This window comes from Commensalibacter melissae (genome assembly GCF_003691365.1).
In the GTDB taxonomy this organism is placed as follows: domain Bacteria; phylum Pseudomonadota; class Alphaproteobacteria; order Acetobacterales; family Acetobacteraceae; genus Commensalibacter; species Commensalibacter melissae.
Genome location: NZ_CP033087.1, coordinates 106,164 through 130,552 on the forward strand (window position 1 = coordinate 106,164; position 24,389 = coordinate 130,552).

21 protein-coding genes and 1 tRNA gene are annotated in these 24,389 nt (G+C 37.4%); 17 read left to right on the top strand and 5 right to left on the bottom strand.

Translation table 11 applies throughout. From position 1 onward, the window contains the following. Positions 1 to 7: 7 nt before the first annotated feature. The 8 genes from D9V35_RS00460 (at position 8) to D9V35_RS00495 (ending at position 8,845) form a co-directional block, all read left to right on the top strand. On the top strand, positions 8 to 205 hold the full coding sequence (locus D9V35_RS00460; RefSeq protein WP_110439310.1) for a hypothetical protein: 198 nt from the start codon (positions 8 to 10) through the stop codon (positions 203 to 205). A gap of 313 nt (positions 206 to 518) precedes the next feature. Beyond that, positions 519 to 1,964, top strand: a complete 1,446-nt coding sequence (locus D9V35_RS00465; protein WP_122122865.1) for a hypothetical protein — start codon at positions 519 to 521, stop codon at positions 1,962 to 1,964. A 48-nt stretch (positions 1,965 to 2,012) separates the two neighbouring features. Further along, entirely contained in the window at positions 2,013 to 2,489 is a 477-nt protein-coding gene (locus tag D9V35_RS00470) for a phage fiber-tail adaptor protein (RefSeq protein ID WP_162988507.1), read from the top strand. 15 nt (positions 2,490 to 2,504) lie between these two features. Further along, positions 2,505 to 2,972 carry a hypothetical protein gene (locus tag D9V35_RS00475; RefSeq protein WP_162988508.1) on the top strand — a complete coding sequence of 156 codons (468 nt, stop codon included), beginning with the start codon at positions 2,505 to 2,507 and terminating at the stop codon, positions 2,970 to 2,972. A gap of 62 nt (positions 2,973 to 3,034) precedes the next feature. Further along, complete coding sequence (locus D9V35_RS00480) at positions 3,035 to 6,793, top strand: phage fiber-tail adaptor protein (RefSeq protein ID WP_122122868.1); 3,759 nt, start codon at positions 3,035 to 3,037, stop codon at positions 6,791 to 6,793. Positions 6,794 to 6,838: 45 nt separating this feature from the next. Beyond that, positions 6,839 to 7,345, top strand: coding sequence for a tail fiber domain-containing protein (locus D9V35_RS00485; RefSeq protein ID WP_122122869.1), 507 nt, complete (start codon positions 6,839 to 6,841; stop codon positions 7,343 to 7,345). A gap of 41 nt (positions 7,346 to 7,386) precedes the next feature. Beyond that, a complete protein-coding gene (locus D9V35_RS00490) occupies positions 7,387 to 8,436 on the top strand; it encodes a tail fiber domain-containing protein (protein WP_158523905.1) in 1,050 nt (349 codons plus the stop codon). 1 nt (position 8,437) lies between these two features. Beyond that, positions 8,438 to 8,845: a hypothetical protein gene (locus tag D9V35_RS00495; RefSeq protein ID WP_110439596.1), complete on the top strand. Its 408-nt coding sequence runs from the start codon at positions 8,438 to 8,440 to the stop codon at positions 8,843 to 8,845. Between the two features lie 1,369 nt (positions 8,846 to 10,214). On the opposite strand, the gene D9V35_RS00500 is transcribed toward D9V35_RS00495, so the two are convergent. The 3 genes from D9V35_RS00500 to D9V35_RS00510 all read right to left on the bottom strand — a co-directional run bounded on the left by D9V35_RS00500 (position 10,215) and on the right by D9V35_RS00510 (position 11,932). Continuing rightward, positions 10,215 to 10,291, bottom strand: a tRNA-Arg gene (locus tag D9V35_RS00500). A 106-nt stretch (positions 10,292 to 10,397) separates the two neighbouring features. Beyond that, a complete protein-coding gene (locus D9V35_RS00505) occupies positions 10,398 to 11,015 on the bottom strand; it encodes a trimeric intracellular cation channel family protein (RefSeq protein ID WP_110439597.1) in 618 nt (205 codons plus the stop codon). A gap of 29 nt (positions 11,016 to 11,044) precedes the next feature. Further along, complete coding sequence (locus D9V35_RS00510) at positions 11,045 to 11,932, bottom strand: ribokinase (RefSeq protein WP_122122870.1); 888 nt, start codon at positions 11,930 to 11,932, stop codon at positions 11,045 to 11,047. A 248-nt stretch (positions 11,933 to 12,180) separates the two neighbouring features. Here D9V35_RS00510 and D9V35_RS00515 point away from each other — a divergent pair, with 248 nt between their 5' ends. Continuing rightward, positions 12,181 to 13,551 (top strand): NAD-dependent succinate-semialdehyde dehydrogenase, encoded by a 1,371-nt coding sequence (locus D9V35_RS00515; protein WP_122122871.1) that lies wholly within the window; start codon positions 12,181 to 12,183, stop codon positions 13,549 to 13,551. Positions 13,552 to 13,643: 92 nt separating this feature from the next. Then, complete coding sequence (locus tag D9V35_RS00520) at positions 13,644 to 14,624, top strand: methyltransferase domain-containing protein (protein ID WP_122122872.1); 981 nt, start codon at positions 13,644 to 13,646, stop codon at positions 14,622 to 14,624. Here D9V35_RS00520 and D9V35_RS00525 read toward each other — a convergent pair. Next, on the bottom strand, positions 14,617 to 15,951 hold the full coding sequence (locus D9V35_RS00525) for a UDP-glucose dehydrogenase family protein (protein WP_122124225.1): 1,335 nt from the start codon (positions 15,949 to 15,951) through the stop codon (positions 14,617 to 14,619). The genes D9V35_RS00520 and D9V35_RS00525 overlap by 8 nt on opposite strands. A 404-nt stretch (positions 15,952 to 16,355) precedes the next feature. Between D9V35_RS00525 and D9V35_RS00530 the strand changes: the two genes are divergently transcribed. The 5 genes from D9V35_RS00530 (at position 16,356) to ahcY (ending at position 22,702) form a co-directional block, all read left to right on the top strand. Next, a complete protein-coding gene (locus tag D9V35_RS00530) occupies positions 16,356 to 17,150 on the top strand; it encodes an MlaE family ABC transporter permease (RefSeq protein WP_122122873.1) in 795 nt (264 codons plus the stop codon). Beyond that, complete coding sequence (locus D9V35_RS00535) at positions 17,147 to 17,941, top strand: ABC transporter ATP-binding protein (protein ID WP_122122874.1); 795 nt, start codon at positions 17,147 to 17,149, stop codon at positions 17,939 to 17,941. The genes D9V35_RS00530 and D9V35_RS00535 overlap by 4 nt, the downstream gene beginning before the upstream one ends. Positions 17,942 to 17,950: 9 nt before the next feature. Beyond that, the gene (radA, locus tag D9V35_RS00540; protein ID WP_122122875.1) at positions 17,951 to 19,336 is read left to right on the top strand and encodes a DNA repair protein RadA; all 1,386 of its coding nucleotides are present in this window, start codon (positions 17,951 to 17,953) and stop codon (positions 19,334 to 19,336) included. Positions 19,337 to 19,494: 158 nt separating this feature from the next. Further along, the gene (locus D9V35_RS00545; RefSeq protein ID WP_122122876.1) at positions 19,495 to 21,300 is read left to right on the top strand and encodes a DUF262 domain-containing protein; all 1,806 of its coding nucleotides are present in this window, start codon (positions 19,495 to 19,497) and stop codon (positions 21,298 to 21,300) included. Between the two features lie 103 nt (positions 21,301 to 21,403). Beyond that, positions 21,404 to 22,702, top strand: coding sequence for an adenosylhomocysteinase (ahcY, locus tag D9V35_RS00550; protein WP_110439612.1), 1,299 nt, complete (start codon positions 21,404 to 21,406; stop codon positions 22,700 to 22,702). Positions 22,703 to 22,779: 77 nt separating this feature from the next. Here the strand turns inward: ahcY and D9V35_RS09525 are convergent, their stop codons facing one another. After that, positions 22,780 to 23,001 carry a DUF6587 family protein gene (locus D9V35_RS09525; RefSeq protein WP_408869334.1) on the bottom strand — a complete coding sequence of 74 codons (222 nt, stop codon included), beginning with the start codon at positions 22,999 to 23,001 and terminating at the stop codon, positions 22,780 to 22,782. A gap of 88 nt (positions 23,002 to 23,089) precedes the next feature. Between D9V35_RS09525 and D9V35_RS00555 the strand changes: the two genes are divergently transcribed. Both D9V35_RS00555 and D9V35_RS00560 read left to right on the top strand, forming a co-directional pair. Beyond that, positions 23,090 to 23,707 (top strand): hypothetical protein, encoded by a 618-nt coding sequence (locus D9V35_RS00555; RefSeq protein WP_162988509.1) that lies wholly within the window; start codon positions 23,090 to 23,092, stop codon positions 23,705 to 23,707. Next, positions 23,691 to 24,377 carry a hypothetical protein gene (locus D9V35_RS00560; protein WP_122122878.1) on the top strand — a complete coding sequence of 229 codons (687 nt, stop codon included), beginning with the start codon at positions 23,691 to 23,693 and terminating at the stop codon, positions 24,375 to 24,377. The genes D9V35_RS00555 and D9V35_RS00560 overlap by 17 nt, the downstream gene beginning before the upstream one ends. Positions 24,378 to 24,389: the final 12 nt, after the last annotated feature.

Here is a 24,389-nt window from a genome sequence, read left to right on the forward strand (position 1 = left end):
TGTTATTATGTCTACATTTCTACGTTTCACTGGACTAGGCCTAGTTTTAATAGTCGCATTATTAATCGCTGTTTTTGTGGGTGATCAGGGACCTTGGTATTTTGCATGGTTAATTGGTACAGTGATGATCATTCTCATATCAGTGGCAGGGGCAGTTTTATTTGATGCCCAATCAGATTTACGTGATTCAACAGGAGAATTCTAATGGGTGGTTATCTTGAATTAATCATATTTTGCGTTCCTTTTATTTATTTGGCTGTTTATTTGATATTTTATTTTATTACTAAAAGAATTTTTCCCTAATGTAATAGATGTATTTTAAATAACAAAGCCGAGAAAAATATTTTTCTCGGCTTTGTTATTTAAAATAATTAAGTGATATATTAAAATTTGTAAATGAATAATATTGATAAGTTAATTAACTAAGGCAAATAATCCCTATTCAATCAATAAGTAATTAATTAATTTCTTATTATGATTAATTAGTTATTTTACAATAAAGTTGGTTGGGATTATATATGTCTATTCAAAGACCTGGAAAGCTTTTCTCCTCTAAATGGGCAGAATATGGTGATCGCTTTAATATCGAAGATACTGGGGCTGATTATCAAAATGGACGTGCTGATATAGAAACGGGTTTCCCACCACAAACAATGAAATCAGTCTTACAGGGAGGAGTTCCGCCCTGGGGACAGGATCATAATGGAATTTTATATAAAATTACAGAAGCTATACAATGGACACAAGGAGGGGGATTAGCCTTTTTCAATCAGGAATGGTCGAATAAAGTAGGAGGATATGCCCTTGGATCAGTTTTGAGATCGCAACGTTTTATTTATGTATTTTATATAAATATGATGGATGGTAATTCAATTGATCCAGACACAGGAAAGATAACTAGTGATTACTGGGTTAACTATGATAAACCTGGAAATAATTGGGCTGTTTTATCCATACTTTCTGATAATTCCGATAATATTTCTTTCTTGGATAGCGATACTTTTAGAATTACTACTAAAGTTGCAGGGCCATTAGCTAATGTTTATGTAAGACCTTCGACAAATGAGGTTAAATTCTTAGGTACACCAGATTTTCCATTTAGAACGGTGCAAGATGCTATTAATGCTGTGCCTAATGGTGGGACAGCAACTATCTATTTGTGGTATCAAGATGAATATACCTTAATGCAGGATAATACCATGAATTTGCCTGGATTGTTGGCAAATGGATGGGATATTGGTCATCGAAATTTAAACTTTGTTCCATGGGGACAAGATGAAAGGGATAAATTTGGTAATTATAATGATGAAACAGGAGCCTTGATTGATCAATTAAAGCATGATCTAGTCTCTTCTCACAGTGAAGAGGGGATTTGGCATTTTTCCATAATGAAAAAACCTATTATTCATATTCCTGTTGGAGTTGATAATGTTAGTAATATGACTATTCATGGTTATATTAGAGGAGATCTTGGAGCTTCTGTAGTTTTTGAACATTTTGAATTTGTCGTTCAAAGAGGTACACAATTAGGTAATCATCAGGATGGATCTCCTTTTCATCCTTTTTTAAGTTACGTTTTTAATGGTTGTAGTTTTGTTAATTTAGATATTTTAAATCAATTATATGGGGGTTGGGAAGGTGCAAGTAATACGATTAAATTTACTAGATGTCATACAGCTGATGAAAATGGTAATCTTGTAACAGAAGGAAAATTTATTTGTTTAGGTCCAGCTACGACGACTTTAACCGTTGATTTTACTAGATTATCATCTGATACTGAAACATTAAATGGGCATTCATATGAACGCTATGAAGCAAATGCTGAAGCATTTTTTAAACGTATACGTAATTATCAATCTGCACAAATGCGTCCTGTAGCTTACCGGATGAAAGGTTCTCAACCTGTGGAAACTTTTTATTATCCCCAAGGTTTGAAAACAAGCTTAGATTTGGACTTTTCTTAAATATTTTATATATTTTCAAATAGACATGGATGGTTAGCGATGTATTTAATGCGAACGTTTTTTTTGAACAGCTATTGTGTATACCAGGCATTGAGACGCCCGAAGAGGGAACTGTCTGTATTTCCCCCGAAGAACGTCACATCTTATCAGGATTACAGCGTTGATTTTTTTCATCGTTTGTCTGATGGGGAAAGGGTTGTATCCGGGACGGTTTTAGTGCATGGCCTGGGATTGAGGGTGGAGAGTGTTTTTGCGCATGACAGGTTTTTAACGGCGTTTATTTCTGGTGGCCGGGCTAGTCATTCTTATTGTCTGACCTATACAGCGCAGACAGACCGGGGCAGGAGCGTAATCCAGGAGATGATTTTGTCCACTTTTGGACATGCCGCAACAGAGCGGAGGGAGGAGAGGTTCATAAGTATGTCTTCCCGGACAAGACCGCCTGACATACGACCGCCATTGAATGGAATAAAGCTTATTGACCGTTATCTTCTTGATGATAACGGTTTTTTTATATGTATCTAAGGGGAAGGAATAGGGATGAGTAACAGAAAGAGCGATTGTCAGTGTGAGGGTGTCTGCAACCTGGAGTTTTGCGAGCAGGAAACAATCGTGGCATCAGATCAGGTGACTATGTTAAATTCTACGAATGAAATAGGGTTGCAAGATGAGCTGTTGGTTATTCGCAAGGATGGGGAACAGACGCAATTTTATCGTGCCAGGGTTGAAGAGTTTAGTTCAGGGGCAGCTTTATATTTATTGGAGAAGGCTGTTCAGTCAATGTCCAGGACAGATCCGGCAGATGGCCGTTCCCTATGGCTGAATGAGGGGTTTGTCTGTCTGGCCAGCGGGGATGTATCACGATTTGGTACGGTTTCCCCGCAGGGATTAAGCAGTGCATTAAAAGAGGTGTTTGCGATGCTTCCCACCCAGGATCCAGGAGATGGAAGCCCTTGGATTAACGGAGGTTTTTTAATGAAGGGTTCCGTTAAACAGGTATGTGAATAATAAAGATGGAAATAATAAATTAATTTTACATATAAATTTCAGTAATCAATAAGGATTAAAAAATGAACTGTGATCAAGGCAGTCGAATTATTATCGTTCCAGCTGGATGTTTGGGACATCGTGAGATTGATTTGCAATGTAAATCACCATTGGAAAGTGTCTATTACCAGTTTTCAATGGTCAATCGCCTTTCTCCCTCTGATGCAATCAGCTGTGTAAGTGCCCAACCTTCAGATGAGACACTTAGTGTTGACCGGATTACGGTATCTGGGCAGACCTTTAGGGCACGTATCAGTGGAGGGACAATGAATACCAAAACCGGTATTCGTTTTTTGGTAACCACACGTGCAAATGAGGAACGTGAGTTTGTTGTGACATTGCCAATTATGCCGGAAGGAATCATGGGCAGTGGCGAGGCTGGCAATTATGTATTGGGGGATACGGGTCCCCAGGGTCCTCAAGGATGTGCCGCAACGGTTACGGTTGGCAAGGTTCTGCCTACAGAACCTGATGGGGATCCAAAGATTGTCAATTCGGGAACCGAGGTGGATGCCGTTCTGGATTTCACCTTGCCCCGTGGTCAGGTTGGGCCTCAGGGTGAGCGGGGCCAGGCCGCGACGGTAAAGATTGGAAATGTTGTGACAGGTGCGGCAGGGAGTGATGCTGCTGTTGAGAACAGGGGTGATGAGCATAACGCTGTTCTTGATTTTACCATTCCTGAAGGTAGGCAAGGCATACAGGGGATACAGGGGAAGGCAGGCACGCAAATTCTGTTGTCCAATCGTGATCCTGTTGCCCGTGATGCCAAGGAAAATATTGTCTGGCTCAATGATGTCACAGGAGATTTGTTTGAAACTGTTTCCCGGGGCGGGGATGCATATAGCTGGCACAAGTCTGGGAATTTGAAGGGGGAGGCTGGCAGTATCATATATACTGGTACTGTGGATCCCGTTTACAATGAGGTTTATAAAAAGAGTGATCTCTATTTCAATATTACCAACAGCAACCTGTTCACATTTAATGATAATCAATGGGTCAGGCTGGCCAATCTGAAAGGGGATCAGGGAGAGAGAGGTTCTCTATGGTTTTTTGCCCAGGAGGATCCTGTAACCTCTTCAAGCTATAGGGTCGGGGATAGTTTCCTGAATACAGCTTCCAATGATCTGTTTGTTTTCAATGGCACGAATTGGCAAAAGGTTGGAAACCTTCAAGGTAAACAAGGTGGTATTGGCCCACAGGGATTGCAGGGTGATACTGGCCCGCAGGGACTGCAGGGCATTCAGGGAGAGAAAGGGGAAGCAGGCAAGGACGGCAGGGACGGTTTTGATGGAACCCGCATCATCACCAGCCAGCAGGATCCGGATCAGGGAAGCGCCCCCCTAAACCCGAATGTTGTATGGATCAACACGACGAGCTGGGAGGTCAAGCGCACCATTCCGCATGGAGATAGCTGGGATTGGGTCAGTCTTGGCAGCATCAGGGGTCCACGTGGTGGTATTGGCCCGCAGGGATTGCAGGGTGATACTGGCCCGCAGGGACTGCAGGGCATTCAGGGAGAGAAAGGGGAAGCAGGCAAGGACGGCAGGGACGGTTTTGATGGAACCCGCATCATCACCAGCCAGCAGGATCCGGATCAGGGAAGCGCCCCCCTAAACCCGAATGTTGTATGGATCAACACGACGAGCTGGGAGGTCAAGCGCACCATTCCGCATGGAGATAGCTGGGATTGGGTCAGTCTTGGCAGCATCAGGGGTCCACGTGGTGATACCGGCCCGCAGGGATTGCAGGGGTTGCAGGGTGAGAAAGGTGCAAAAGGGGATGATGGCTCACGCTGGTATAGTGGTCATAACTTGCCTGATGCGACAATTGGTCTTAATGATCCCCGTGGTATGCCAAGAGCGGGGGATCAATATCTTTATCTTGATGAAAAGACTGGTGAGGCCAGCGCCTATATATACACCAATGACAAGACCTGGGGCGGGCCTTTAGGAAAAGTTGCGGGACCCCAGGGAAAAGCGGCAACTGTCAGGGCTGTTGAGCAGGTGCGGCCTTTAAGACCCGATGAGGCGGCAACCATCAAAAATATTGGCGATGAACATGACGCGATCCTGCAGTTCAGCATTCCAAAAGGGGAGAAGGGGGATGTGGGCCCGATCGGAAAAGAGGGGGCCGCAGCTACCATACGTATAGGAACCGTGACCACCACAGATCCGGATGTCCAGGCATCCGTTCGCAATTCAGGATCAGAAAATACCGCCGTGCTCGAGTTCTCCATTCCCAAGGGAGAAAAGGGGGACAGCTATACGAATGACGGATCAACTGAACTCAACGTCAAGTCAATTCAGTCAGATGGCGGAAAGGTCGGAACAGATGGCGCGGGTAAATTATCCGCTGAAATGTTGGATTATACCATAAAGGTCCCAACTCCATCCCATCAGGATGCCTCTTTGGGTAAAGTCGTCGATCTTGCTCATCAGGCCATTCCAAATATTGAAATAAATCATCCAAATGGAGTTGCAGGATTGGATGCACGGGGTCAGTTGACTCAACCTATTAATAATCCGTTTATAATAACGCAGTCTATTAATCCTGATGCTAAAGTTTCCATCTATTTAGATGATGATGTTCACGCTTATGCGGATAAAACACTGTTTGATATTTACACGGTTGGTGCACAAAGCAAAATTATAGCATTTGCTCCATCCGAGGGAATAGCTGATATCCTGGCATCAGCAAAGGCTGATAAGATTGAGGAGTTAAAAGGATATATATTTGCTGGGGGAGCCTGTTGGTTACCTGATTGTCAGCCGTTAGAATTTAAGGGGTATCAAGGGTCATATACCTTTGTGTGTTATGGTTCTGATATGGATAAATCAGGTTATAAAATTAAAACTGATATTATTTGTGAAAACCAGTTGGTTGATGGAAAAGGGGAAGCATTTAAAAAAGATGCTATTATCACTATAAGGGTTGGTGATGTTGTAACTCTTATGGCGCATTGGATGGATCAAAATAGGACATATTATTATGTTAAGAGAAGTAGAAGCGCTGGATTATTGAGTAATTTATATTTATCAGAAAAAGAACAACCCAAAACCATTACATCATTGGGATATCAGGATGAAATACGATTTGGTAAAGATGGTATCTTTTGGTGTTCAAAAGAAGGTGGAGAAGGACAGGCTGAATGGTCTTTATATCCGTCTTATGCCGCAATGAAAAAAGATCATACAGGAAAATTTACTTATCCTTATGTAACCCCTACAACCAAGGATAAATTGCCTGTTGATTATCCAATTGGAACACAATCATATGATATTGATAAAAAAGAACCTCTATGGTGGAACGGTACTGAATGGATTGATCCGGTTGCCAAAGCGGCAACAATCAAAATAGGTAACATTGTATCTGTCGAAGCTGACCAACCTGCTCAAATAACGAATTCAGGATCTGATATAAATGCAGTTTTTGATTTTTCAATTCCGAAGGGAGAAAAAGGACAGCAAGGGATTAGTGTTGAATCCGTTATCATGAATGATGATTTAACCTTTTCCTTTATGATGAGTAATGGTTCAATTGAGAAAGTTAATTCCGGTCTTTATAGAAATAAAGATGGAGTAGTTATCGCGCCTGAAAAGGTTTCTGAAATTCCAAATGATTTTTCATTAAATGGTAATTTATACATAGCTTCTGATGATTATCTCAACGGCAGTAAAAAAATGCCTGAAGGATTGTCATTAAACGGTAATATCGTTCTTACTGATGGTTCTGTCTACTATAAAAATTCCTGGAATAATGGTGGCGTGCTTTGTGTTGCTTAATAGCTAGTATTTTTTCATTCAATTGTAGATATATAGGGCATTAAAATGATTAATAATTCTCCAAAGAATTTGAATCTTTCAGATTGTAATGTTTCTATTGATGAAGATAATGTTGAAAACCAGAAATTGCTAGATGCAATCTATAATCTTGATGTTCATACATTCAAGCTTAATTACGCTATTGATAAAAAGGGAGAGAGTAAAGCCAGATTGCATAATGGTTTTATAGCTCAGGAGGTTGAGAAGTCTTTGAAAGATAAAGGTTTGTCAGCTTCTGATTATGGAATGTGGATAGAAGAAAAAGTTTTTGAGACACAAGATATTGAGACAGGCGAAAAGGATGACAGGGGTAATCCTGTTACAAAAAGAGAATGTATATTTTTAAAAGATGCTGATGGTAATCAGGTTTACAGGCAGTCTTTACGATATGATGAAATATTTTGTGTTTTTATTCAAGCATTTAAACAAAAATTGAAAAAACTTGAGGATTTTAAACAAGTTTACGAGCAAAGAATTAGTGATTTAGAAACTAGGCTATTAAATTTAAAATAAATTTTTCAAATTAATGAATGAAATTAATTAAGAGATATAAAATGACAAATCAAAATAACGCTCCAAAAGATCTGGACCTGTCTGCATGTAATGTTTCAATGGATGGTGGTAATACATCACAGCAACTTTCAGAACTTGTTAAAACAGCAAATGATACAAAAGAACAGATTGCAAGTGTCACAGCAATTGCAAGTCAAGCACAAAGTAATGTTGATAACATTAGAACCTATGTCAATAATTTAGATCTAGATAAATATTTTTCCATTGATGATGCAAATAAACCCTTGGGTATTGTAATACTTGATTTGACAGGACAATTTGTGTATCCACAGCCTAAGGATATGGATGGTGTTACATGGATTAATGCGGGTTTAAGACCAATAAATGGTGATTATACAAAAGATTATGAACCCAATCCAAAATCCAGGGAAATACATATTCAGTATTCTGTAAATTTTAATGGTGAAAAAGGTAATAACAAGAGTTTTACTAGTGTAGTATGGTCTGACAACATTAATGCCAATTATGCATTTGGTTCTGTTTCCTTTCATCCCCTTAATGATGGCGGCGGGGACCTTGGACGTGCGGGAAATTCATGGAACAATCTTTTCATAAAGACCGCACCAAACGTGACCTCGGACAAAAACGTCAAGACCATCACATCCATCCTTGATGAAAAAGCCGATAATTCCGACAGGAAACTGATGGATGCTCTGTATAATGTCAATGTTGTCAATTACAAGCTGAATGACGCGATAAAAGAGAAAGGTGAGGACAAGGCACGTGTTCATACAGGTTTTATCGCGCAGGATATAGAACAGGCGATCAGGGATGCGGGACTTGATCCATCCGATTATGCCATGTGGACGCAGGATGCATCACTTGAATTCAAGAGGGTGGATACAGGCGAGAAGGATGAAAACGGGAACCCGATCCTTAAATCTGTTCAGGAAGTGCCAAAAGATGACAAGGGTGACATTATTTATCGTCAAAAACTGAGATATACAGAAGTTCTTTGTATGCTTTTAGCTGCTCATAAACGGAAAATTAATGATCTTGAGACACGGCTGATGAAACTTGAAAGTAAATAAAATGAGCAGATTTGATATGACACAAGGTCTCGCGAAAGGATCGTTGGGACAGGAAATGACAGGTGGACAGATTGTTGATCGTTTATCTGCTGGTATATTGGTTGAAAACAGGATTGTAAATGATCCAGCCATTACCTTGATGTTTCCAAAAGCGGGAGACATCAGCTATCGTCTTCTACTCCAGAAAGCGTGCAGGATTTCACTTGGGCAAGGGCAAAAGGGTCAGTTGCAACGCATGACGATCATTCTTCAGCAACCCTATGAAGGAAATTGCGAGGTTGAATTTGATGCATCTGTCAAATGGCAGAATAGGCAACCCTTTATTGATACAAGAGCAGGGTCGGTTACCCTTGTAGAAATTTTGTTTGATGGAATGTCACAATTTTATGGAAAATTGATTTATGGCTGATGTCAAAAAAAAGTAGTAAATAGGATATATTAATAATGAAAATCTTGTCTAGTTTGGTTGTAGTAACATATCGGATGAATGGGATTTAACCGTATTATCTAAATCAAACAGACCATTGCTGGTTTTCATTAAAGGAGAGCAATCCCACAGATAAAGTGAAGGGAATAAGTATTTCATTTTTTGAAGGAATATCTTATTTTAATTCTTTGCAGTAAGAATCTGGGGATTGCAAGAACAGGTCAGTTTAACGTCAGTAAAGAAAAATTATAATATAGAATAAAAGATTGCATCCTGTTGTAGATAAATATTTTATTATCAGATTCAGGTATGGTTTTGAAAGGATATGGAACAGATAGAACTCTGCTTAGGAACAATATTACAACTAAATATGGCGACATTTTCATAAAGACGAAACAGTTGTTTGGTACTAGAAAATGAATATTCCTGTTACGATTAGTTTGATTTAGGTATGTGTAATTCAGCTATATTTTCCATGGCAAGGTTCCTTTGTGAGGTATGGTATAATGATGAATCTCATGGGTCTATATATTTTAGAAAATAATCTTTCCCAAACGCAATAAGGGATTGATCATCAGCATTATATTCAAGGTTGTTATCAGCTAAGATACTTGGATAATTTTGGGCAAAAATGTGTCTACCATCATAATGAATGAAATTTAATTGGTCGTGAGGAAATATTAATAGCAGATTACCAAGTTTATATGAATCGCCTATTGAAAGTGCACAAGTGGATATTGAAAGATATAACAAATGTAAAAAAGGATTTATTATTGATTATATATTTTTATATGAATTAACCGTTTTTTTACAGTATTACTAATAATTTAATCCTATATTGTTGGGATATGGAAAAATCACTAGCCATATGGTAAATATTTCCGAATATCAAACATTTGGAATTATCGATGATATCATCACATCAAACAAGAAATTTGTGCAAGATGACGTGAGTTGTGGAATGGCAATTTAATTTCCAGTGAGACAATTAACAAAATTATTATCGAGAAAGCAAATTTGATTGACCCGGAACCAATGACGTAAGATCTTAAAAATCGCCTGTAAATTATATCATTGATTACGTCAAACGACGTATTGAATGGTTGGATCAACAATTTGAGCATTACAGTTAATTATTATAGGTTTTATTGATTATAGAATTACTTTTTAAAGAGTGGTTTTATGATTGACTTAAATAAATATTCGTAATTTTTTCATGGAAAAAGTCAAAATTTCTGTACTATTAATTTTTTTGTTTTTTTGATTCATTTATCGTGTTGAATAATATTAATTAAAAAATGAGATAATTGATTGTTATTTAAAGTTTAATTTTATTGATAAACATATCTATTGGCGGACCCGACGAGATTCGAACTCATGGCCTTTGCCTTCGGAGGGCAACGCTCTATCCAGCTGAGCTACGGGTCCTTTGAAAATGTTCATACTCTGTTTTAATGAAAATAGCCAGTTTTTCTTTTGTCAAATATAATTTTTCTTTTTTTATCCTTATATCAAGATTGATAAATTACAGGGTTCATTGAATTTGTTTGATTGACGGTAAATTCCATTTAAATTTTAAAGATAACAAGCGAATTGCACTACAGATTATAATGGCAAACCATGGAGCAAAGGTGGGACTGATAATATTCTTGTCCCCCATAATTTGGACAATGGCTCCGCCAATGGCGGCAGAGGCATAAATTTCCTTGGTTAATACGGATGGAATCAGGGCGGTTAATGTATCACGCAATATTCCTCCACCGATGGCCGTAAGTGTTCCAAGAAAAATACTTATTTCGCAATTTCCGGTAAAAACAAACGCTTTATGGGCGCCAAACGAAGCAAAAAAACCCAATCCGATAGCATCAAAAAACAGAGTTGGATGATTGAGATGTAAAAGTAATTTTTGGAAAAAGGCAGCCAGGAAAACTGAAGTCAAGACAATAACGAGATATTCCAGATTCATCATCCCCGCTAAAGGAAAAGAACCGATACAGATATCCCTTACAATTCCTCCACCACAGGCTGTGACAAAGGCAATGCAAAAAACGCCAAAGATGTCCAGATTACGATTAATGGCTGCCAGAGCTCCACTGATGGCGAAAGCAAATGTTCCGATTAAATCAACATAATGGAAAAAAGTATGACTCATAGGAACATGTTCCCTGGGGATATGAAATGTTAATGAAATTGAAAGGCGGTTAATTCTTTCAGTGTGGGCATACCATTTTGGGCCCCAGTGCGTGTAACCGAAAGTGCAGAAGCTTGCAAGGCTTTTTCAATCGCTTTTTCATATCCCAAATGAAGAAAACAGCAAAAGGCGCCACAAAATGTATCACCTGCCCCTGTTGTATCGACGGTTGGTACGGTATAGGCGGGGATATGTTGAATCTGTTTTTCTTTATTTTTAAAAAGTATTCCGCTGCGACCCCATGTCATGATAATGGGTGTAGAGCTATGCAGGATAATATCTTCGTAAGTTTCTGATCCATTATGTCGAAAGGCTTTTATCTCATGTTCGTTCGGTAAAAGATAACTGATTTTTGGAATGATATCTGCAGGAAGCTGTCGTGAGGGTGCAGGATTAACAACAATTATTTTTTTTAATCGATATGCAATCTCAATGGCTTCAATCTGCGTTTCCAAAGGGATTTCCTGCTGTAAAAGAATAATATCATGGTATTTGATGAGAGATTCAGCATTGAGAATATCCTGGGCTGATAGACTTTCATTGGCTCCTTCTGTAACAATAATTGTATTATCTGTATTTGTATGCATTATTAATGCGGTTGCAGTAGGACTTTGTTTGCAGGTTTTTATAGGTGTAATGTTGACATGATATTTTTTAAGGTTTTCTATTAGCATTTGACCAAAATGGTCATTTCCGATTGCACCCAATATTGTAACTGATGCCCCCAGTTTTGCTGCTGCTATTGCCTGATTATTCCCCTTTCCACCACAATGAATCTGTAAGGGGCCGCCGATCAGGGTTTCTCCAGTTTCAGGGAAATGATCAACAGAAGTTTCGAGGTCAGTATTTAAACTACCAATAACCAGAATATTATTCATAAAAAAGCCTTATTGTCAGTTACAATATTTAAATAGATACTATAATTATTTTAAATGAAATAGATTGATAGAATTTATTTTTATATTTCTTTTAAAATATGGGTTATAATAACCAGATATGAAAAATATTTAATCGCACATTGTGAAATTGCATGTTTGTATTAGATATTAAGGTAGCTTATTTCATAAAAAAGATTATAGATAGAGTATTAATTTACGTTAAACAGAAAGCAGAAAGGACGGCTTAAATGGCTTATAAATCAGTTAATCCCTTTAACAATGAAACGGTGAAGACCTTTCAGGAATTAACGGAGAATGAAGTAGCTGCTAAAATTGATGAAGCTCAAGCTGCTTACTTAAAATGGCGTAAGACAGATTTTGCTACTCGTCGTCAAGTGATGAAAAAAGCCGCATCAATTTTGCGTGATAAAAAGGCGGAATTTGCTCATTATGTTACCATGGAAATGGGAAAACTCATTGCAGAAGCGGAAGCGGAAGTTGATTTGACTGCAGACATTTTTGATTACTATGCAGAAAATGCCGAAAAATTTCTTGCACCAAAAACCTTACATCCAAAAGATGGTCACAAGGCCTATGTTGAATATGACCCAATAGGTATCATTTTCTGTGTTGAACCATGGAATTTCCCTTATTATCAACTTGTTCGTGTTGTTGCAACGAATTTGATGGCTGGAAATGTGGTAATGGTCAAACATGCTTCCATTGTTCCACAATGTGCGGGTGCTTTTGAAAAATTGATGCTTGATGCTGGTGCACCAAAAGGTGTTTATACCAATCTTTATGTATTATCTCAGCATACCGACAAAATCATTTCCGATCGTCGTGTCCGTGGTGTTGCGCTTACGGGAAGTGAAAAGGCAGGAAGTATTGTCGCTGGCAAAGCCGGTGAAAATCTTAAGAAATCCACCCTTGAACTGGGTGGCAGTGATGCATTTATTGTTCTTGAAGATGCCGACCTGGATTCAGCATGCAAATGGGGTCTTTGGGGTCGTATGAATAATACGGGACAATGTTGTGTTGCCGCTAAACGTTTCATTGTTGTTGAATCTGTTGCAGATGAATATCTGAAACGTCTTACAGACTGTTTTTCTAAACTGAAAATGGGTGATCCAATGGATCGTAGCACGACATTGGGTCCATTATCCAGTGAGGCAGCTGCACAGGAAATTGCAGATATGACAGCCGAAGCTGTCAAACATGGTGCCAAGGCTGTGATTGGTGGTAAACGTCCAAATCGTTCAGGCGCTTTTATGGAGGCGACCATTTTGACCGATATTACCAAGCAAAATCCAGTATTCTATAAAGAATTTTTTGGACCAGTTGTTATGTTCTTCCGTGTTCCAGATGAAAAAGCGGCAATTGAGTTGGCCAATGATTCAGATTTTGGTTTGGGTGGAACCGTATTTTCAAGAGATGTTGAGCGTGCAAAGCGGGTTGCAAAGGAAATTGATACCGGCATGGTCTTTATCAACCGTCCTACCTGGACAGCGCCAGATCTTCCATTTGGCGGTGTGAAACATTCTGGATATGGTCGTGAATTGTCTGATGAGGGAATTTTTGAATTCCTTAATCATAAATTAATTTATATCGAGAAATAATTTCATTTTTACTATATTTATAAAGTGAATTTGGATTAAAAGAGGGATTCATTATATTTAATGAATCCTTTTTTATTTCAGGTCAAGAATTTATGGAACCTTTTATTGCATTACGTCGTGAACGTTTAAATAGAGGAATTCGATTTGCACATGCACGATGTTTGGAAATCGGTGCATTGATTGATCCAGTTTTATGTCGAGAAAATGGAAATGTTTTTTACGCAGATCATTTGTCGACGGAAGAGCTGAAAGAGCAGTTTGCCTGGAATACCAATTTTGATTCTCGTCAATTGGTAGAGATTGATTATATCTGGAAAAAAGAATGTGCTTTGAAGAAGTGTGTGGATGGTCAGTTTGATTATGTAATAGCATCTCATGTTGCAGAACATGTCCCAGACTTGATTGGATGGATTGAGGAAATACGACAAATTTTAAAACCTGATGGACAATTACGTTTGGTTTTGCCAGATGGTCGTTATTCTTTTGATATGAAAAGGCAGCCTACCCGGTTGGCTGATTTACTCGCTGCCTGGTTAAAGAAATCTACATACCCTGAAACACACCTGGTGTTGGACTTTGCATTGAACAAAATTAATGATAAAGATATTCCAAGAATTCATGCAGAATATGGATTATATCCTGATATAGAAAATCTGGAAAGCCAAATCCCGTTTTCTGAGGTTCTTGAATGGGGGGAAAGAACACTAATACCTGATCATTATGAAGATATTCATTGTTGGGTTTTGCATTTAGGTTTGTTTGCGAAACTGATGATGAATTTGGCTGAACATGGACTTATAAAAATGGCTTGTGAGGAATGGTTTGATATTGATCCATCAAAGCTGAGTTATGAATTTACGGTTTTTCTTGTATCGGAAAAAAATAGGGAAAAATGTGTTGAAAGCTGGAAAGAGGTTTATGAAAAGACCCGAAATTCACCCTATCAATTCAGTTTTGCCCAACATTTGAAACAGGAAAATACAAAATTGAAACAGGAACTGACGGCCATACAGAATTCTTTCTGTTGGCGTGTGACGTCCCCTTTGCGTCAATTAGTCAAACTGTTTAAATGATAAATTTTTCTTTCAGGGGTCGACCAATTGAATAATAATGAATATTTTCACTTTTCATCACTTTGGGATCGTAAATATTTCTGAAGTCGATTACCAGTGGGTTTTTCATCCAGTTTTTCAGGGTTTTGGGTGTCAAAGAACGGAATTCATTCCATTCTGTCAGGATAATCAAGGCGTCAGCCTGGTTGGCTGCATCGTTAATTCTATCAAAATATTGAACTGTATTAGGTAATAAGGGTTTTGCCTTTTCATTTCCAACAGGGTCAAAAACTTTTATCTGGGCACCCTCTTCAACCAAACGGTGAATAATGGGAATAGATGGGGATTCCCGCATATCATCTGTATTTGGTTTAAAGGTAAGTCCCAGAATGGTAATGGTTTTATTGTGAACATTACCATCACATAATTGAATAATTCTTCCACTTATGTTTGCTTTTCTGGCATCATTAGCTTGTGCGGTTGCCTCTACCAGCCGTGAGGGCGTGCCTGCTTCTTGGGCGATGCGAATTAGGGCAAGAGTGTCTTTCGGGAAACAGGATCCGCCATAACCTGGGCCTGGCCGTAAAAAATATTTGCCGATTCTGCTGTCTAATCCAATAGCATTGGCAATTTCCTCTATATTTCCTCCAACTTGTTCACAAAGATCAGCAAGCTCGTTAATATATGAAAGTTTCATCGCTAAAAAACAATTTGAGGCATATTTTGCCAGTTCAGCACTTTCCAAATTGGTAAACAAAATTGGTGTTTCTTTTTGAAATAAGGGTTGGTAAAGTCGACTCATGATTTCTTGGGCTTTTTGTGCGCGATCTTTTCTGTCTTTTTCAATACCGATAATGATACGGTCAGGTGTCATGAAATCTTGAATGGCCTCGCCCTCGCGAAGAAATTCAGGATTGGAGGCGACATCAAAATCAAGAGATGGATTTTCCTTACGAATGATTTGCGCAATCCGTCGGCTTGTACCAACCGGGACTGTTGATTTGGTAACGATAATTGCATATTCTTTTAGATGTTTTGCAATTTCCAAGGCTGCTTGATGGACATAAGTCATGTCGGCATGTCCATCACCGTTACGTGGGGGTGTACCCACGGCAATAAAAATGGCCTTACAATCAGGAATAGCCTCTTTAATCGTTTCAAAAAACTGTAACCGATTGGCTTTGATATTATTCTGAACCAAAAGATCCAAACCAGGTTCATAGATAGGAATATTTCCTTGCTTTAACGCATTTAACCGGTTGGGATCCTTTTCCACGACAGCGACATCAAGTCCGAATTCTGCAAAACAAGCAGCAGAAACAAGACCAACATATCCTCCACCAATCATTGCTATACGCACAGAACATTCCTTATTTTTAATCAAGATATTGCCAGTTTTATAGATTATTAAATTAAGTTAATTTAAAAATTAAAAAAATAAAAATTTTAAAAATATTGAAACAAGTTCATTATAAAGGGTAATGAAGAGGTTTAGTGGTATATAGACAATAGATATATTCAATATTGATGGGAATAATAATTAGATTCTAAGGGTGGATTGTTCTTGGGAAGAGGATGATGTTTAAAATGTTTGATCTATATAAAATGTTTAAAAATAAAAGATGTTTATATGCTTAAATATAAATATTAGAAAATAATAGAATTATAGGATAAAACTTGTAATCAATATTATTGAACAACTTCTCAATTCGTTAGCTAATAATGTTGTGATGAGTTTAACCGGGAATTAAGATGTATCAATTGAAACGTCCGTGGATTTGGATTGCTTTGTTAGGTCGTATGGCTTTAAACGGTGTTCGGGAAACGGGTACCCTTGCATTGTTTGCATTAAGCGGATTTATAAATATTTTTTATCCTCCATTTTATTGGCGCATTTTTTTGGGATCTTTACTTGATATAGGTTATTTGTCTTTACCTGTTGTTGCTTTAACTGCATTATTTTCTGGAGGTGTTATCGCGTTACAATCCTATACTGGTATGTCCCAGTATCATGTAAATAGCGCGATTGCCAATATTGTTGTGTTGGCTGTCACTCGTGAGCTTGGGCCCGTTTTGGCAGGATTGATGGTTGCGGGACGGGTGGGGGCAGCCATGGCCGCGGAAATTGGAACAATGCAGGTGACGAACCAGATTGATGCGCTCAAAACCTTATCAACCAATCCTATCAAATATCTTGTCACTCCCCGTTTGCTAGCTGCTACGCTTGCTTTACCATTTCTGGTTTTGATTGCTGATATCCTGGGGGTGCTGGGTGGTTTTACTGTTTCGGTCATTAAATTGGGTTTTTCGCCCCAGGGTTATATTGCGGCGACCATGAATGCCGTGAAACCTATTGATGTTACAATTGGTTTGGTGAAAGCGGCGGTTTTTGGATTTCTTATTGCCTTGATGGGATGTTATCATGGATATCGTAGCCGTGGGGGCGCACAAGGGGTTGGTGCAGCGACGACCTCTGCTGTTGTTGCCGCCTCTATTTTATTGCTAGTATTTGACTATTTGTTAACGGATATCTTTTTTGCAAAATGACCAAAACTTATCCCAAAATTCGTATACGTAATCTTTCCAAATCTTTTGGCAGCAACCATGTGTTACGTAACATTAATATGGATGTAATGGAGGGAACTTCCTTTGTTATTATTGGTGGATCTGGAAGTGGAAAGTCTGTTTTGCTTCGCTGTATTTTGGGGTTAATGACACCAGATAGTGGTACGATCGAAATTGATGGCAAAAATATTTTTGAATTGCCATATTCCGAGCAAGCAGAAAAATTACAGGAAATGGGTATGTTGTTTCAGAACTCTGCCTTGTTCGATAGCTTGCCTATCTGGGAAAATGTTGCCTTTGCCCTTTTAAATGGACATCGTAAAAATCAGCCAAGAATTAGTCGTGCCCGGGCGAGGGAAAGGGCAAACAGGGTTTTGGAACTTGTTGGTCTGGATGCAGATAATATTGGCGATTTATATCCCAGTGAGTTATCTGGTGGGATGCAGAAACGGGTTGGCTTGGCACGTGCGATTGCTTCAAAACCGGAAATTATCTTTTTTGATGAACCGACCACAGGGTTGGATCCTATCATGGGAGCAATAATTGATAACTTGATTGTTGATTGCGTTAAGAAGCTGGGTTCTACAACAATTGCCATTACCCATGATATGGCTTCTGCCCAGCGGATCGGGGATCAGGTTGCCATGTTGTATAAAGGGGAGCTGATTTGGCAGGGTGAAGCTGGTAAACTTATGCAGAGTGAGAATCCCTACGTGCATCAATTTACACATGGTCTTTATGCAGGTCCTATTAAAATGGAAATGAAAGTATAAGAGGACGTTTTGGCGAAAAAGCCGGTTAAAATGTTTGTCTGTCAAAGTTGTGGCGCTATTTATCATAAATGGGCTGGACGATGTGAGGCTTGTGGTGAATGGAATACAATTAGCGAGGAAACCAGGGATACAAGTCCGATTTCTGTACTGGGACATGCAGGCAGGATGATTCAGTTTACAGGGCTGGATGGTGAGATTTCACCTCCTGATCGTCAGTCCATTGGTGTTTCTGAATTTGATCGTGTTCTGGGTGGAGGTCTTGTCCAATCTTCAGTTACATTGGTAGGAGGAGATCCTGGCATTGGAAAGTCAACTTTATTGTTGCAGGCTGCTTGTGCTTTATCAAGACAGGGACAATCCGTTTTATATATTTCAGGAGAGGAGTCTGTTAACCAGATAAGAATGCGTGCCAATCGGTTAGGGTTAGAGGATGCGGAACAAAGAAAAAACATACAACTGGCTGCCTGCATAAATGTTGCGGATATTCTTTCAACGCTGGAAAAAGAAAAAAATATAAGTCTCGTTATCATTGATTCTATTCAAACAATGTGGCTGGATACGGCGAATGGGGCCCCTGGGACGGTAAGTCAGGTTCGGGCTGCGGCTTTTGAATTGATTCGTATGGCAAAACAGAAAGAATTTGCATTGATTTTTGTGGGACATGTTACCAAGGAAGGTTCTATAGCGGGGCCGCGTGTCCTGGAACATATGGTTGATGCCGTATTATATTTTGAGGGGGATCGAGGACATCAATTTCGTATTTTACGGGCAGCAAAAAATCGATTTGGTGCAACAGATGAAATTGGTGTTTTTTCAATGACAGGACAGGGTTTGGTAGAGGTGGCAAACCCATCTGCTTTATTCCTTGCAGAGCGACATGGTCATATAGCGGGGTCAGCCGTTTTTGCGGGTTTGGAGGGAACCCGTCCTGTTTTGTTGGAAGTGCAGGCCTTGTTGGCACCCAAATTTGGGGATTCAGCACCAAGACGTACAGTTATTGGATGGGATAATGCACGCCTTAATATGTTGCTTGCTATTTTGGAGACACGTTGTTCGTTACGGTTTAACGGGGTGGATGTTTATTTAAATATGGCAGGCGGTTTGAGAATTACCGAACCTGCGGCGGATTTGGCCGTGGCAGCAGCTTTGGTTTCGGCTTTGACCCATCATTCCGCCTCTCCAGGTTCAGTGTATTTTGGTGAAATTGGTTTATCTGGAGAAATTCGACAGGTGCCACAAGCCGACTTACGCATGAAAGAGGCATTTAAGCTAGGTTTTGATGAAGTTGTTTTACCCAAGCGTATTGCACATGGAAATAACAAACTATCCGTCCCCAATGGATTACAGCTGATAGAATTAGGTCATATAAGTGATTTAGTGTCTCAATTCACATAAAATTTATTACATTTGATTACTGAAATTTTTCTTTTAGATATATTTGTTAGAAATACAAAATTATCGTTATTTAATAGTTAATTAAATCAATTTTATAAAAAAAGATAATTTTTGATAATTATCTAAAAAATAAAATTATAGTCAGGAATTCAAAAATTATGGCTAAGAATATTGAACCCAATCTTAAAAATATTGAGTTATATTTAAAACTTAATCGAACAGAAAATTTTTTAATTCCAGAATATCAACGGGGATATTCATGGGATATTGGACAATGTGATAAATTGTTAGAAGATATAGAGAATTTTAAGGAGAGTGAATCAAATGATCCTTATTTTTTTGGAAGCATTATAATTGATTGCTCGGATCAAAATCAATTCAGTCTAATTGACGGTCAACAGCGTACAACAACTTTTTTGTTGTTACTCAAAGCCATTTTGTTACGATTAAATGAAGTGCTGCAAACTGTTTCAAAAGATGAAGATTCAGAGGCATTGATAGCTGGTCTTAAAGCGAATAGAAATAAAATTATGGAAATTTTGTATAAAGCAGAAGCCGAAAATATACCTTCTATGCTTAAAGATCCAAAAAAGACACAAAATATTCTCATACTAGGAAATAAATCAATTAATGAATTGTATCCAGAAGAATTTAATAAAATTATAGGTGCCAGTGATTTTGAAGATGCCGAGGAAAAAGTTTTTAAACTGCCTTATAAAAAAAATAATAACCGATATACAAACTATTTTCGTAACTTTAAAAATTTTTATGAAAAATTGAGAGAAAATAGCGATTCTTGGTTGAATCAATTTACAAAAACTTTTTTAAAAAATTGTCAGGTAATCGAAATACGCAGTTGGCAAGTCGAACAAGCTATTACAATGTTTAATTCATTGAATTCAACAGGTTTGCCGCTTTCAGATGCAGATATTATTTCTGCAAAATTATATTCATATGTAGGTGATAAAAGAGAGGAATTTAATATTCAATGGGAAGAGATTCTCCAATTAACAAATAAATTAAAATCTAAAAAAGTCGTTACAATTGATTCTGTATTGCAACAATTTATGTACATTAATCGTGCTAAAGAACAGGGGTATTTGAAATCTTATATTTATGTAAGAACTCCAGGTCTAAGAAGATATTATGCTGATCATGAGCAGGATTTGTTAAAAAATCCATTTTTACTATGCAATAATTTAAAAAAAATTGCATATAAATGGGATAAAATTAAAGATTATTCCATTATAAAGTTACTTCTTAAGTGTAATGTTAATATTAAATTATATCTAGCCGCTTATCTTTATCGTTTTGAATTAGATGAAATTACCGAAGATAAAATAATAAATGTCTGTGAATCATTGTTGAAATTATTTTCATTATTAGAGTTGGGAGATGCTGGTTATTCAAGTAATAAATTTAAGATATTTTTATATGCAGAAATTATAAAGATGGTCGATTTTAATATTCCAGAACATGTTATTTGTCAGGATTTTTATGATCATATACATGATAAATGGAATGTCAAAGAGGTTGAGGACGCGATATTAACATATGATAAAAACATGCTGGTATTTGTTAATGAATATTTGTACGCTAAAAATAAAAATCTAAAATTTAATTTTTCTGAAACGGTTAATGTTGAACATATCATGCCAGCTAGTGGTCGTAATATAGAGACAATTCGACATGACGCAAAAATGGATAAGAATGAGTTTGAAAATGTAATTAACAGATTGGGAAACAAAATTTTGCTTGAAGAGAATATCAATCGAAGTATCAGTAATGAATGGTTTAAAACTAAAAAGCAAAGTTTTATTCATAATAAAAATGGATATAAAAATAGCAAATATAATTTAGCGAAAACTTTAATTAACTATCCTAGTGATAAATGGGAGAAAAATGATATTTTAGAAACAACTGAAAAAGCAGCGAAAAGAATATCAAATTTTATTTTTTCATAATAATATGCTGTTTTGTTTTTGACGCATTAGATTGATCTCTTCTTATATGTGCTCTAATAATACATCATAATATTAATTTGATCATAAAAAGGATTGATAAATGATGAAAGATCAACATGATTACAAAGTGAAAGATATTTCACTTGCGAGTTGGGGGCGGAAAGAGATTGCTATTTCTGAAGGGGAAATGCCAGGTTTAATGGCTCTTCGTAAAGAATATGCGGATAAACAGATTCTTAAGGGAGCGAAAATTGCCGGCTGCTTGCATATGACTATCCAGACAGCTGTGTTAATTGAAACCCTTGTTGCCTTGGGCGCGGAAGTGCGTTGGTCATCTTGTAACATTTTCTCAACTCAGGATCATGCGGCTGCGGCAATAGCTGCAGCTGGTATTCCTGTATTTGCTTGGAAAGGTGAAACCGAGGAGGAATTTAACTGGTGTATTGAACAGACCATTCATGGTCCGAATGGTTGGGTTCCCAATATGATTTTGGATGACGGGGGTGATTTAACCCTGTTAATGCATCAGAAATATCCTGAGATGTTAAAAAATATTAAGGGGTTGTCTGAAGAAACGACAACAGGTGTTCACCGTTTGCGTGAAATGGAAAAGAAAGGAACCTTATTAGTTCCGGCATTCAATGTCAATGACAGTGTTACGAAGTCTAAATTTGATAATTTATATGGTTGTCGTGAAAGCTTGGTCGATGCAATCCGTCGCGGTACAGATGTAATGATGTCTGGAAAGGTTGCCGTTGTTGCCGGTTTTGGTGATGTGGGTAAGGGTTCGGCAGCAAGTTTGCGAAATGCTGGTTGTCGTGTTCTTGTTACAGAGGTTGATCCTATTTGTGCATTACAGGCCGCGATGGAAGGATATGAAATTGTCACTATGGAAGAGGCTGCACCACGCGGTGATATTTTCGTAACTTGTACCGGTAATATTGATATTATCACCGTTGATCATATGCGTGCCATGAAAAATCGTGCCATCGTTTGCAATATTGGTCATTTTGATTCGGAAATTCAAGTTGAAAAATTACGGAATTTCACGTGGGAAAATATTAAACCTCAAGTTGATGAGATTATTTTTCCCGATGGTAACCGTATTATTCTTCTTTCTGAAGGGCGTTTGGTTAATCTTGGGAATGCCACTGGTCACCCATCTTTTGTGATGTCAGCCTCTTTTACAAATCAAACTTTGGCACAGATTGAATTATGGACAGCACCAAAGGGTAAATATGAAGCAAAAGTCTATACCCTTCCGAAATTCTTGGATGAGAAAGTGGCAGCTTTACATCTCGAAAAAGTTGGTGCGGTTTTGTCTAAATTGAATAAAGCTCAGGCCGATTATATTGGCGTTGATGTTGAAGGTCCATTTAAACCAGATTCTTATCGTTATTAGTTTTAAAAAATAATAGTGACATAAAAAAACTCATTACAATTTGTAATGAGTTTTTTATTTAAATGAATAAATAATATTCAATGACATTTGCTATTGCATTTACTGCAGCTGCTACAACCTGATGTTTTCTGAGTATTACAGTGTTTCAAGGCCCATTGTTGGCTTGTTGTGGGGGCATGGATGCATTTAAGTACATAAGCAGTTCCTAGCCATATAAATTTGCCAATTATTGGAAAAAACCGATTTAACCAGTAAAAAATACATAAAATAATAATAAAAAGAACTAGATTATTTTGCATTGGATTTTTCCTAATTTATTTTGAGTGTTTTTTTTGTTATAAGTCATTTTGTTAAAATTATAAAATCTTAATGGTATTAATTTCGAATTTGAAACTCATTTTAGAGAAAGTTAGTATTGTGTCTAAAAAAATCATGGTTACGTTTGCAGGTCGAGAAAAAAGAATGTCGGTTCTCAGTGATTATGTTCACGAGATGTTAAAAGAAGGAACTATAGATGAATGGCATATTTGGGATTTTACTCGTAATGAATCAGATAGAAATTTTTTGAAAAAATTGGGTTCTGTAAAATTTTTACATGGTCATTCAGGTTATCAATATTGTCAAGATATAAATTTGAATTCTTCGGTGAGAATACCTATAAGAATTCCTTCAGAACTTTATTTAGCTCTCGTCCCGGAAAAGGGAGATTATTTTATTGAAGCGTTAATAGGGGGATGGAATAATGGTCAAACAAGAATACGCATTGTAGATAAACAAGCTTTTTTATCCTATGAACGTTCATCTGATGATAAATCTTATATTTTTATTCAAGGGACACCGGGTGTTTTATCAGATGGTTTGGTCAATAACATTATTATTAAAAGGGATATTCATGGTAATACCACTGTGGAAGTTGATGATTATCATTTTCAGATTCCACCAAAGTATACGCATCATAATAAGTTTTCTATTTATATGCGTACAGATTTTGATAAAACTTTTTGAATTTGTACATAATAACGATAAAATAAAGCGTTTTATTGGAAATGTGTATGAAAATTCTCCATATTTCCGTGCCTATCATTATTACGCTACTCGATATGATCAATTTGAAAATGATATATTTTTAAAATGTGATGATGATATTGTTTATATTGAACTTGATAAAATAAAAGATTTTATTGAATTTACTAAAAAGAACGAGCAATATTTTGTCGTTTCCGCTAATGTTGTAAATAATGCGACCTGCGCTTATTTGCAACAAAAAAATAAAGTGGTTCCTGAAACTGTAGGGCAGTATGAAAATCCACGGGAAGGCGTTTACGGTTCGTTATGGGAAAGTGGAAAAAATGCAGAAAGATTACATGATTATTTTATAGATAATAATGCCAGTTCATTGTCTTTAGAAAAACAATTCATGGAATTTAATACACGTTATTCTATTAATTTTATTGCTTGGCGTGGTGAAAAATTGAGATATATGTCTTTGCCCCCTCATGCTGATGACGAGTTTTTTTTAACGGCTGTTATTCCTCAATATCTAAATAAAAAAACAGCGATTTATTCTGATTTTATGGTGGCTCATCTTACTTTTAACCCTCAAGAAAGAACAATGGATGTGGATAAAGTTATTAAACGCTATAATCAATTAAAGAAAGATAAATATAAAATTTAATGTTCTATTAAT

Coding starts and splice junctions, on each gene's coding strand:
- D9V35_RS00460 (WP_110439310.1), top strand. CDS start 8: ATGTCTACATTTCTACGTTTCACTGGACTAGGCCTAGTTTTAATAGTC.
- D9V35_RS00465 (WP_122122865.1), top strand. CDS start 519: ATGTCTATTCAAAGACCTGGAAAGCTTTTCTCCTCTAAATGGGCAGAA.
- D9V35_RS00470 (WP_162988507.1), top strand. CDS start 2,013: ATGCGAACGTTTTTTTTGAACAGCTATTGTGTATACCAGGCATTGAGA.
- D9V35_RS00475 (WP_162988508.1), top strand. CDS start 2,505: ATGAGTAACAGAAAGAGCGATTGTCAGTGTGAGGGTGTCTGCAACCTG.
- D9V35_RS00480 (WP_122122868.1), top strand. CDS start 3,035: ATGAACTGTGATCAAGGCAGTCGAATTATTATCGTTCCAGCTGGATGT.
- D9V35_RS00485 (WP_122122869.1), top strand. CDS start 6,839: ATGATTAATAATTCTCCAAAGAATTTGAATCTTTCAGATTGTAATGTT.
- D9V35_RS00490 (WP_158523905.1), top strand. CDS start 7,387: ATGACAAATCAAAATAACGCTCCAAAAGATCTGGACCTGTCTGCATGT.
- D9V35_RS00495 (WP_110439596.1), top strand. CDS start 8,438: ATGAGCAGATTTGATATGACACAAGGTCTCGCGAAAGGATCGTTGGGA.
- D9V35_RS00505 (WP_110439597.1), bottom strand. CDS start 11,015: ATGAGTCATACTTTTTTCCATTATGTTGATTTAATCGGAACATTTGCT.
- D9V35_RS00510 (WP_122122870.1), bottom strand. CDS start 11,932: ATGAATAATATTCTGGTTATTGGTAGTTTAAATACTGACCTCGAAACT.
- D9V35_RS00515 (WP_122122871.1), top strand. CDS start 12,181: ATGGCTTATAAATCAGTTAATCCCTTTAACAATGAAACGGTGAAGACC.
- D9V35_RS00520 (WP_122122872.1), top strand. CDS start 13,644: ATGGAACCTTTTATTGCATTACGTCGTGAACGTTTAAATAGAGGAATT.
- D9V35_RS00525 (WP_122124225.1), bottom strand. CDS start 15,951: ATGATTGGTGGAGGATATGTTGGTCTTGTTTCTGCTGCTTGTTTTGCA.
- D9V35_RS00530 (WP_122122873.1), top strand. CDS start 16,356: ATGTATCAATTGAAACGTCCGTGGATTTGGATTGCTTTGTTAGGTCGT.
- D9V35_RS00535 (WP_122122874.1), top strand. CDS start 17,147: ATGACCAAAACTTATCCCAAAATTCGTATACGTAATCTTTCCAAATCT.
- D9V35_RS00545 (WP_122122876.1), top strand. CDS start 19,495: ATGGCTAAGAATATTGAACCCAATCTTAAAAATATTGAGTTATATTTA.
- ahcY (WP_110439612.1), top strand. CDS start 21,404: ATGAAAGATCAACATGATTACAAAGTGAAAGATATTTCACTTGCGAGT.
- D9V35_RS09525 (WP_408869334.1), bottom strand. CDS start 23,001: ATGCAAAATAATCTAGTTCTTTTTATTATTATTTTATGTATTTTTTAC.